This is a genomic window from Pseudomonas sp. CFSAN084952 (assembly GCF_009648855.1).
GTDB lineage: Bacteria > Pseudomonadota > Gammaproteobacteria > Pseudomonadales > Pseudomonadaceae > Aquipseudomonas > Aquipseudomonas paracarnis.
The window spans coordinates 2,873,514-2,883,382 of the sequence record NZ_CP045767.1 but is presented as its reverse complement, the minus strand read 5'-3'; the positions used below and the strand labels follow the sequence as shown (position 1 = coordinate 2,883,382).

Here is a 9,869-nt window from a genome sequence, read left to right as displayed (position 1 = left end):
TCCTTGAACCAGGCGAAATACAACGGGGTTAGGGGGCTGTGGCGATCAATGCCGAGCCAACGTGTTGCCAGTCTTCATTCATCAAGGTGGCATGCAGGTCGGCAGCCTTGAGCAAGGCGTTGGCGGAGAGGCCGGTGAGCCTGACGGCTTCATGGCAACGCAGGAGCCAGTCCAGGTCGGCCAGGGTCTTCACCTGTTTGGCAGGCAGGGATTCAACGAGCAGGTTGATTTCATCGACATCCCACTTGAGCAATGCGGCCAGTTGCGAAGTGCAAGCCCCATCGTGAGATACGGCGGAGCCTTCAACGGAGGATGAATTGGCGCGCTGCAAATAAGCGAGCACGCGGTCCTGGGCCAGTCCGTAGGTGCTGAGGCAATGGGCAAAGCGTTGCAGCAGGTACAGCGTGCTCAGCGTCAGCTTGAGCAGCGAGGCCGCGGTGTGGTCCGGGCTCAGCCAGTGCGGATGGAGCACAAAGGCCTGCAAGGCCTCACGGCTCACTGCCAGCCCCAAGGACACTTCGGCATCCGGCAGGCTCAGCAGTACATTTTTGTGCAGCTCCGTGGTGGATTCGGCAGTGGCGGTTCGGGCAATTTGTCGAACCACGAGTTTGCGCCATTGCAGGTACGCGGAGGCGTCACCGGCAAGGTGTGAGGGGGCGTTGAGCAGCGTGTCGATGTTTGCTTTAAGCGGCTGCATTTGTTGGTAGAACGCGCCGAGCTTCTTGGTCACTGCCTGTTTGGCATCGCTGTGCAGAGCCGTGTTGCGTTCTGGGTTGAGGCTCAGCGTCTGGGCTTCGATAAGCTGCACCAGCCCATTGGGCAGTTCTTTGGGCGGCGCGGGCTTGAGCAGCGGTTGGCTGTGCAGCAGCCCTTGTACGATGAGGGCATGCCAGGCAATGGGCGCCGCTTTGGTGTCAGGCTCGGGCTGGGGCAATGACAGGTCAGCGAGGTCTTCTTGCGCCAACAGGCCATGCCGAGTCAGTTCGACCACCTCATCGAGTTGGGTGATGTACGTCTGCACGTGGGGCGGTGGGGATTGGGCATCCAATAGCAGTTGACGACGAAGCTGATCAACCGTTTGACCCGTGTCGTTGAGCCAGCGGACCAGCCAGTCCATTTGCATCAGCACATCGAGCAGGTCGGCAGGTGCATTCACGCCCGAGCGACGCAGGCTCGGGTTGACCAGTTGGCCGGTGTAATCCTTACCGCCCAGCAGCGCCGCCACATGGTAGCTATCGAGCACTGACAGCCCGAACAACTGCGCGATCCGGGTTTGGCGATACAGCGCGCTATAAAACGTCAGCGTCGGGCAAGCAGCGGGTAGATGCAGGCGGGCCTGCTTGATCAGCCAGTGCAACGAGGCCGGGGTGTCGCTCAGGTGCAGGCCGGTGCAGAGCTGGTGGCGCAGGGTTGTCGGGATTTCCTCCCTCAACGCCAGGGTCGGCCTGTCCAGCGTCAATGCCTGGCCTGGCAACGGGCCGGGGTTGAACAACTGGTCGTACAGCGACAGGCGAGTACCGGGTGCCCACACCGGTATTTCATCCAGCACGGCGGCAAAGGCTTGCAATGACAGGCTGTAGCGGCGTTCCAGATAGCGATAGACGCCCAGTGCGCGCAGGGTATTGTCGTTGGCGGGCCGCGCCGGGTCGCCCTCGTGTTCACGCCGCACGACGCTCGTTGACAGGGCGTCGAGTGCGTCGAAGGGCAATTGCGTCCAGCGTTGCAGGCGGATCATTCGGTGCAGGCGCTGGTAACGTTCCCATGAGGTATTGCGCAGGCGCGCAGCACCCTTGTCCTGTGTAGTGATCGACAGGGGCGACTGGGTCGCGCCAGCCTCGGTGATCGGCCCGTTCACGTACGCGGCACCGTCGTGCAGGCGCAGCTTGGCCGGCGGCGTTGGCAGGGCGCTTGCCAGAACATTGCTCGACAGCACCGGCACATACTTGCCGCAGGCCAGTAGCGCTTCGGTCTGATCGGCGGTGAGTCCGGTTTTTTGCAACCAGTGGGGCAACTCCTCAAGGGGCTGCGCCTGGGTGCCATAGTGCTGGGTAAAAAAATCCTCTGCCTGTACGTCTCCTGATCTTTTTAAAAAAGGCTCCGTCAATAACACCTGCTGGGCAGGGCTCAGCCCGGACAGCAAACGTTGCGCTTCATAGGCCTCGTGCCTGACCACGCCGTAAGTGTTTTGCGCGCGCTGGCTGGTGGGCAGCTTGAGGCTGATGCGGTAACTGAGTTCGCCCAATTGTGGCTTGTTGCCGGACAAACCGAGCCAGCACTGGCGATGCGCACGTTCGAACGGCAGCACGAAGGGGAAACGTTGCTTGCCGAGCACCTCATCAAGTGAGCGACCGCGGTATTCACGACGGGTTTGTTTGAGGTGAACGTCAATCTGGCGGGACAGGGTTTCGTTGATCATCGAGAGTTGAGGAATCACAGCGCTGAGGCTGCGTTCGTCCAGGGGCAGCGTCTTGAGTTCGGGGCGTCGCTGGTCGAGGGTGACCTTGGGCTGTTTGCCTTTACCGCTTTTTTCCAGCGCTTGGGCAAACAGGTATAACGCCTTCAGGTAGGCGATCGGGGAGTCGATTGCCGCCATGGAAGAGGCCGAACACAACAGGTGCCAGTCCTCTTTGAACAGGTGGGTATAGGTGGGGGAGTGCGTGTCCATTGTGATGAATCTCCTGAAAGCCCCCGGCCACTGCCAAGGGCAATGGCACGCTAGCATGGGGCGCCAGGCCGGCTCGGTCGGCCGGATCGCTGAGTGAGCGAGGAGAAATCATCGGTGCAAATCGATAGCGCGACAGGGCCTGTGGGTCACTGTCGCGCGAACTTTGCTGCGAGGAGGTAGCCGTTACGCGGCCAGCGGTTTTTTCACCATGGCTTTTTTGTGCGCGGCCTTCATCGCTTCCATCTCGGCCCCCAGCTCTTCGAGCAGCGCTTTACCCAGCAGTTTCTTGGCCTGGGGGAACATCTCGGTTTCTTCTTCTTCGATATGGTGCTCAAGCAGCTCCTTGACCACTTTGACGCGACCGGAAAACTCGGTGGACGATGGGTCGGTCTTTTTCAAGTCCGGCAGGACCAGCGAGTCAACGGTACGGTGCTCTTCCTTGGCTTCGTGGTACATGATGTCCTGTTCCTTGCCACCCGCTTTCCTGAACGCGGGGTAGAGGATTTCTTCTTCAAGTTGGGTGTGCAGGGTGACTTCCATTTCAAGTTTGGCCAGCAACTCGGTGCGCTTTTTCACCCCGCGTTCAGTGGATTCGCTCAACTGGGTCAGCAGGGTCTTGACGCGTTCATGGTCGGCTTTGAGCAGGTCGATGGCATTCATAGGTAACCTCACGGGGGTGTGCGGGCGTGTCGAAGTGCACGCCTCGTGGTGAGGAAGGTTGCATCAGGCGTACCAACTTTTATGGTTATAAATCATCTTTAAAATCAGATGGTTATATTTTCATGTGCGCTTGTCGGTCGTGCAGCTTGCATGGTCGGGCCGCGTTGAGGTTGCACAACGCACAGCCGGTTGCTGACACTCCAGCGCAACGGGGGGCCATAAAGTGGGGCCAGGAAAATTCTAATGGAACCCTTGGGGCATCTGCTTGACCTAACGCTTAGACTTCAGGAGGTGAATCATGCAAATTGAATATATCTGGATCGTATTGGCGGTGGTTCTGCTGCTCTTGGAACTCTGGGCGATCAATATCGTTTTGCGCAGCACTGGCGGATGGGAGACCAAGGGGTTGTGGGTCGTGGTGCTGGTGTTCGTGCCGCTGCTGGGGTTGATTGCGTGGGCAATGTTCGGACCCAAGCGTGAAATGGCGCAGCAGCGTAAGAGCTGAAGCGGTGAGTGATAAAAAACAGGCGCCCATGGGGCGCCTGTTTTCATTGCGCTAAGCCGATCAGCCGCCGATGGCCTTGGCAATCGCCTGATTGAACGCCGGTAGGTCGTCCGGCGTGCGCGAGGTGATCAAGGTCCAGCCATTGGCCTGGCACTCTTTAACCTCGGCATCCACTACGCTGGCCGCGCCGGCGTTTTCAAGGTCGATGCGCACGCTTTTATAGGCGGTCAGGGTTTTGCCCTTGACCACGCCAGCGTCGATCAGGGTCCATGGCCCGTGGCAGATCGCCGCGATGGTCTTGCCGGCCTGTACAAATTCATTGATCAGGCGCAGTGCGGCAGTATCCTGGCGCAGCGTATCGGCATTCACTGTGCCGCCCGGGATGACCAGCGCATCGAAGTCGGCGCTGACAACATCCGACAGTTGCACGTCTGATTCCACGGTCTGGTCCTTTTCCGTGTCGCCGACAAATGTCTGGGTAGTGCCGCCTTTGCTGGAGGCGTGCGTCACGGTCGCGCCGTAGCCACGCAGCGTTTCCAGAGGCTTGAGCAACTCGTCGCGCTCGATGCCGGTGTTGGAGGTGATGACGAGGATGTGCTTGCCGTTGAGTTGCGCGCTCATGGTCGAGGGTCTCCTTAGGTCATGGGTTGATTAATGGGCGTATTTGGTTTGCAGTTCCTTGGCCATTTTCAGGTGGGCTTCAAGGGTGGGCAGGGTCTTGGTGGCGAAGGCTTTCAGCTCGGGATTGTCCGAGGAGGCCGCTTCTTTCTTGAACAGTTCGACGGTTTTTTCATGGGCCGCTACCTGGTTGTTGGCATAGGCCTTGTCGAAGGATTCATCGCGCATTTCCAGGATGGCTTTCTTCGCCTGGTCGGTGAGCGCGGCGTCATCGGGTACTTCGATATCGAGTTTTTTCGCCAGGGCCATCAGTTCCTGATTGGCCTTGGTGTGGTCTGTGACCATATGCTGGGCGAAGGTCTTTACGTCCGCCGAGCTGCTTTTTTCCAGGGCCAGCTTGCCCGCTTCCACCTCGGTGATACCGCCCTCGGCGGCGTTGTCGACAAAGTCGTTGGAGGTCGCCGCCATCGCGGTGGAAATCGAGCCTGCAATCAGCATGAAGGTAAGGCCCATCGGTTTCATCAGTCGAGTTTTCATGGTGTCTCTCCTTGGAAATGGCGGGATGCCGTTACCTGACTGTTGAATCGAGAGGCGGGTAAAAGGTTTAAAATTTTTTGCGCTTTTTTGCCCAGCGGTGAGGCGCGGCAATTGACTTGAACCAATTCGGATTCCCAGGGTTCTGCTGCATAGGGCCGCCATCTCAGGGGCCTGCCACTGCCAGGAGGATTGCACTGTGACTGATCATAAAACCGCCGATAAAACCCCCGACCCCGTCAGCTCTGAAGACGCGCAAAAAGGTAATGCCCAGGCCACCAAAGGGCAGACGCTTGAACCTGCGAACCCCAAGACTGACACCATCGACAAAGTGGTGACGCCGACCTCGATCAAGGACATTGAACGGCAAACGGATGCAATCAACGAAAAGCTCAACAACGGGCGTTGAACCTGCGGAGTTGATTGGCGGCGAGGGAGCTTGCTCCCGTGGTGGCCTGAACGCTGCCACTGCTGCTTTTTATAAATAAATATAATAATTAGCTTAGATTAAAATGTGCTTTTTATTATTTATGACCATCCCCTAGTCTTGCCTGGAAGTCCCCTTAGGCCATCCAGGAAGATTTGCCATGAGTAGCGTCACGCCGATTTCCAGTGTCTTGAGCAATGTGCGCCAGCGGGTAACACCGCAAGAGTGGGAGGTGCGGGTCAAGTTGGCCGCGGCCTACCGACTGGCGGCGTTGTACAAGTGGACCGATCATATCTACACGCATTTCTCAGCGCGGGTGCCAGGGCCCGAGGCGCATTTCCTGATCAATGCTTTCGGGCTGTTGTTCGACGAAATCAGCGCCTCCAACCTGGTCAAGGTCGATCTGGACGGCACCATCGTCGATGACCCAACGGGCCTGGGGATCAACTACGCCGGCTATGTGATCCACAGCGCCATCCACGGCGCACGCCATGATTTGCAAGCGGTGCTGCACACCCACACCCGCGACGGTATTGCGGTGTCGGCGCAGAAGCAGGGGTTGTTGCCGATCTCCCAGCACGCTATCGCATTCTCGGGGCGTGTGGCTTACCACGGTTACGAAGGGGTGGCGCTGGACCTGGACGAGCGTGAACGGCTGGTGGCGGATTTGGGCGACAAGAGTGTGATGATCCTGCGCAACCACGGCTTGTTGACGGGTGGCGTCAGCGTCGAGCATGCCTTCCAGCAACTACAAAGCCTGGAGCGGGCCTGCAACATCCAGATTGCGGCACAGGCAGCGGGGAATACCGAGTTGATCTTCCCACCCGCAGAGGTGGTGGCCAAAGTCGAGCAGCAGGCCAAGGTGTTCAGCAATGGCGAAGGCCCGGGCGTGGCGCGGCATTGGAATGCGCTGGTGCGCCAGCTTGAGCGTACCGATACCGACTACAAGAACTGAGTCGGATGTGGATTGTTCCCACCCGGAGCGTGGGAGCAATCACTGTAAGGTCGTGATGGGCCACCTTTGGTATCAGAGGCGCATCTCATATAGTAAAAATATATAAAAAACTGTCATTTCCTACAGTTATTCATCTCGGCCAATAAAGAAAAAATAGCCTCTCATTTTTTGGCGTACCCCGTAAAAGAGGTGCTTGAGATGCTGACGGACACGGTGCTGGATTTATTTGCAGATCGTCTCGCTCAGGACGCTACTGCTCTGGCAGTCGTGACCGAGACAGAATGTCTTACTTACGCAGAGCTGGATTACAGAAGCTCTAAAGTTGCGGCCTTTTTGCAGTCCCGCACTATCGGGCGGGGTGACTACGTGCTGGTGCAGGGCGAGCGCTCCATTGAGTTGATCGTTGCATTCCTGGGCGTCATCAAGCGCGGTGCGGCGTTTGTTCCGATGGACCGCCAACTGCCCTATAACCGTAAAGCCTATATCGCCAGGCAATGCGCGGCCTCAATCATCCTTTCCACTCAACGCCATGATGTCGAGCCCTTGCCGGCAACCGAAGTCATAACCGTCAGCGAGCTGCTGAACTCCAGTCAAGTGTTGAGTTATCAGCCTGTTGGTGTCCGAGGCGATGATGCGATTTATGTGATTTTTACCTCGGGCACTACGGGCGAGCCCAAAGGCGTAGTGATCGAACATCACAGCGTCGCGCAATTGATGATGCAGCACAATCGAGATTTGGGTGTGACGTCTTCCAGTCGTTGCAGTTTCATGGCCGCAGTGGGGTTTGATCTTTGCCAACTTGAGATCTGGTCCGCGCTGACGGCAGGGGCCTGTCTGTATGTTCCGGGTCAGGATGCGCTGCTCAATAGCGATGACTACTTGTCATTCTGTGTCGCGAAACAGATCACCCATGGCTTTGTACCGACGTTGAGAATTTATGACGTGCTGAACGCCAGGCAGCCGCAAGGATTAGCCTTGAGCTGTCTTTACACCTGCGGTGAAAAACTCCATCCCGTGGAAGTCGACCATCTGCCTTATCGTGTTTTTGACTGCTATGGCCCCACCGAAACCACTATTTACGTCACTCGTAATGAGGTTCAGAGCAAACGCTTACAAAGGCCTGCATCGATTGGTTATGCGATAGATCACTGCCGCATTCATATTCTGGATGAACACCTCAACGAGCTCGTAGTTGGCGAGGTGGGGGAACTTTGTATTGCCGGGCCGGGCCTTGCTCGGGGTTATTTGGGTGCGCCTGAGTTGACTGCGCAGCGCTTTATTTATTCACCCACGCTCAAATGCCGGTTGTACCGCAGCGCAGACCAGGCCCGAGTGTTGGCGGATGGACGGATTCAGTTTCTGGGCCGCATGGATGGGCAAACAAAGATTCGTGGCTACCGTATCGAAACCGGTGAAATAGAGACGCGCCTGCTCAAAGAGCCGAGCATCAACAGCGCGGCGGTGGTGGTGCAAGACACCGGTACACAAGCGCAAAAACGCTTGGTTGCTTTTGTCGTACCGCGCAACAGGCAGGTGCATAGCGGGCGATTGGTTGCAGAGCTGCGACGCAGCCTTGCTATGGATTTGCCTGATTATATGGTGCCCGAGTTATTCCATCGCCTTGACAGGCTACCTGCCAATGCCAATGGCAAGATAGACAGGCCAGCTCTGTTGACTCTATTGCAGGCGATGCCGACCGTAGCGTTGGATATACAACGCTTTACGCCGGGCCCACAAGTTACGTTGGCGAGGGCGTGGTTTGAGGTGTTGGGTCACGCTGATTTTGGCCCCCAAGACAACTTTCTGAAGGTCGGTGGGCACTCCCTGGGCGTGGCAGGATTGGCGGAGAAATTGTCAGTACAGTTCAATATTCATGTGGCGGTGCGCGACATATATGAACATCTGGTATTTGAGGATCTAGCGGCCACATTACACCGACGCACTCAGTCTTTACATGGAGAAAAAGGGCCCGAGCGTGTGCACGCTTTCGAAGCCGATGGGGCGCTCCCGCTGGACATGTGTTTCGCGCCAGGCTTCGAGTCGATGCAATTGAAGAGTCCCGAGCATACCTTACTGACTGGCGCGACCGGGTTTGTCGGTATTCATCTCTTGCACCAACTATTGGCCACCTCAATCGCCCATATTCATTGCCCGATTCGTTGTGACAATACGCCGGCTGGGCTGGTGAGGCTGCAGCAAGTCAGCGAGCGTTACCAAGTGCCCATCAGCGAAAGCGATTGGAAGCGCATTCACGTGTACGTAAGTGACTTGGCGGATGAGCAATTAGGTTTAGGGAAAGAAATGTTGGGCCTGTCCCCCGGCAGCGTACGCCATGAAGCTGGTTATCCAGTCTTCTGCCTCAAGCTCTTTGCATATTCGTTCGGAGAACGATACCCCAGAGCTGAGTGCAGTCGACTGCTGTTGTAAAACCCATGCACATAGCTGGCGATCGATAGCTGTGCCTGTTTTTTGGTGGGGTAGACCCCAAAAGCCTCCTCTCTTTTCAGCGTAGCGAAAAAACTCTCCGCCACTGCGTTATCCCAGCAATTTCCCTTTCGACTCATGCTCTGTTTGAAGTCCTTCTTAGCTAACGCTAGACGGAACTTACTGCTTGCGTACTGACGGCCCTGATCGGAGTGAAATACTGCTCCGCTAGTGCCAGAACAGGCGCTCCAGGCATTCAGAAACGCACTTTCCACCAGGCCATCTGGCATGCGGTCTGACAAGCTGTAGCCCAAGATCTGGCGGGTCTGGATGCTCAACACTACGGCCAGATACAGCCAACCCTCTCTGGTTGGGAGATAGGTGATATCACTGACCCAAGTCGGAGTGGGGTTATCGATGGCAAACTGCCGCGCCACCACATTGTTCGCGACCGGCAAGTAATGGTTGCTGTCAGTGGTACAGGGCCTGAAACCGCGTTTGGACTTGCCGTGAATACCCTCCTCCTGCATCAACCGGCTGACTCGCTTGTGGCCCACTGCATACGATTTCTGGCGTAAGGCTGCGACCAACCGTGGCCGACCGTAGGTGTGTCGACTGGCCGCATAGACGCTGCGCAACTCAATGCGAATCTGAGCGTCAGGATCAGGGCGAGGCTGCCTGTGCGTGTAATCGTAGAAACCTGAAGTTGAGACTTCCATCACCCGGCACAACATACGTACCGGGTATTGAGTCCGTTCAGCAGCGACGAAGGCGTATCTCACCTGGACTCTCTGGCGAAGAATACCGCCGCCTTTTTTAGGATTTCACGCTCCATTTTTAGCTCGGCAACCTCGGCTCGCAGGCGGGCAAGCTCGCTGTCCTCCTTAGTGATGGGCTTGCGCTCGGGCGAGCTCAACGGTTGACCCTTGCGCGTGGCGTTCACCCAGTTATCGAGCGTTTTGACGGACATCTCTAGCTGGCGGGCAGCTTCGGTTCTGCCAACGCTTTCAGCTAACGCAACCGCTTGAGTCTTGAACTCATCGGTGTAGTTACGGCGAGTGGATGGATACATGGCAACCTC

10 protein-coding genes are annotated in these 9,869 nt (G+C 57.1%); 4 read left to right on the top strand and 6 right to left on the bottom strand.

Annotation, left to right across the window (positions count from 1 at the left end; translation table 11 throughout):
- Positions 1 to 28 precede the first annotated feature (28 nt).
- Positions 29 to 2,665, bottom strand: a complete 2,637-nt coding sequence (locus tag GH769_RS12840) for a Tc toxin subunit A (RefSeq protein ID WP_108538511.1) — start codon at positions 2,663 to 2,665, stop codon at positions 29 to 31.
- A 183-nt stretch (positions 2,666 to 2,848) separates the two neighbouring features.
- Positions 2,849 to 3,325 (bottom strand): hemerythrin domain-containing protein, encoded by a 477-nt coding sequence (locus tag GH769_RS12835; protein WP_014718797.1) that lies wholly within the window; start codon positions 3,323 to 3,325, stop codon positions 2,849 to 2,851.
- 298 nt (positions 3,326 to 3,623) lie between these two features.
- On the opposite strand from GH769_RS12835, the gene GH769_RS12830 reads away from it, so the two are divergent.
- Positions 3,624 to 3,830, top strand: a complete 207-nt coding sequence (locus tag GH769_RS12830) for a hypothetical protein (protein WP_003191730.1) — start codon at positions 3,624 to 3,626, stop codon at positions 3,828 to 3,830.
- A 60-nt stretch (positions 3,831 to 3,890) separates the two neighbouring features.
- Here GH769_RS12830 and GH769_RS12825 read toward each other — a convergent pair whose 3' ends face one another.
- Positions 3,891 to 4,451, bottom strand: a complete 561-nt coding sequence (locus GH769_RS12825) for a type 1 glutamine amidotransferase domain-containing protein (RefSeq protein WP_020303040.1) — start codon at positions 4,449 to 4,451, stop codon at positions 3,891 to 3,893.
- Between the two features lie 30 nt (positions 4,452 to 4,481).
- Entirely contained in the window at positions 4,482 to 4,985 is a 504-nt protein-coding gene (locus tag GH769_RS12820) for a DUF4142 domain-containing protein (protein WP_020303039.1), read from the bottom strand.
- Between the two features lie 196 nt (positions 4,986 to 5,181).
- On the opposite strand from GH769_RS12820, the gene GH769_RS12815 reads away from it, so the two are divergent.
- The 3 genes from GH769_RS12815 (at position 5,182) to GH769_RS12805 (ending at position 8,791) form a co-directional block, all read left to right on the top strand.
- A complete protein-coding gene (locus GH769_RS12815; RefSeq protein ID WP_014718794.1) occupies positions 5,182 to 5,391 on the top strand; it encodes a hypothetical protein in 210 nt (69 codons plus the stop codon).
- A gap of 178 nt (positions 5,392 to 5,569) precedes the next feature.
- The gene (locus GH769_RS12810; protein WP_014718793.1) at positions 5,570 to 6,364 is read left to right on the top strand and encodes a class II aldolase/adducin family protein; all 795 of its coding nucleotides are present in this window, start codon (positions 5,570 to 5,572) and stop codon (positions 6,362 to 6,364) included.
- 198 nt (positions 6,365 to 6,562) lie between these two features.
- Positions 6,563 to 8,791, top strand: a complete 2,229-nt coding sequence (locus GH769_RS12805) for a non-ribosomal peptide synthetase (protein ID WP_153649775.1) — start codon at positions 6,563 to 6,565, stop codon at positions 8,789 to 8,791.
- Here the strand turns inward: GH769_RS12805 and GH769_RS12800 are convergent.
- Entirely contained in the window at positions 8,707 to 9,570 is an 864-nt protein-coding gene (locus GH769_RS12800; RefSeq protein ID WP_020300743.1) for an IS3 family transposase, read from the bottom strand. The two genes, GH769_RS12805 and GH769_RS12800, sit on opposite strands and share 85 nt — an antisense overlap.
- A complete protein-coding gene (locus GH769_RS12795) occupies positions 9,567 to 9,860 on the bottom strand; it encodes a transposase (RefSeq protein ID WP_020300742.1) in 294 nt (97 codons plus the stop codon). Before GH769_RS12795 ends, GH769_RS12800 begins: the two co-directional genes overlap by 4 nt.
- Positions 9,861 to 9,869: the final 9 nt, after the last annotated feature.

Bases quoted from the DNA above. Each gene is read 5' to 3' on its own strand.
- GH769_RS12840 (WP_108538511.1), bottom strand. From the start codon at position 2,665: ATGGACACGCACTCCCCCACCTATACCCACCTGTTCAAAGAGGACTGG.
- GH769_RS12835 (WP_014718797.1), bottom strand. From the start codon at position 3,325: ATGAATGCCATCGACCTGCTCAAAGCCGACCATGAACGCGTCAAGACC.
- GH769_RS12830 (WP_003191730.1), top strand. From the start codon at position 3,624: ATGCAAATTGAATATATCTGGATCGTATTGGCGGTGGTTCTGCTGCTC.
- GH769_RS12825 (WP_020303040.1), bottom strand. From the start codon at position 4,451: ATGAGCGCGCAACTCAACGGCAAGCACATCCTCGTCATCACCTCCAAC.
- GH769_RS12820 (WP_020303039.1), bottom strand. From the start codon at position 4,985: ATGAAAACTCGACTGATGAAACCGATGGGCCTTACCTTCATGCTGATT.
- GH769_RS12810 (WP_014718793.1), top strand. From the start codon at position 5,570: ATGAGTAGCGTCACGCCGATTTCCAGTGTCTTGAGCAATGTGCGCCAG.
- GH769_RS12805 (WP_153649775.1), top strand. From the start codon at position 6,563: ATGCTGACGGACACGGTGCTGGATTTATTTGCAGATCGTCTCGCTCAG.
- GH769_RS12795 (WP_020300742.1), bottom strand. From the start codon at position 9,860: ATGTATCCATCCACTCGCCGTAACTACACCGATGAGTTCAAGACTCAA.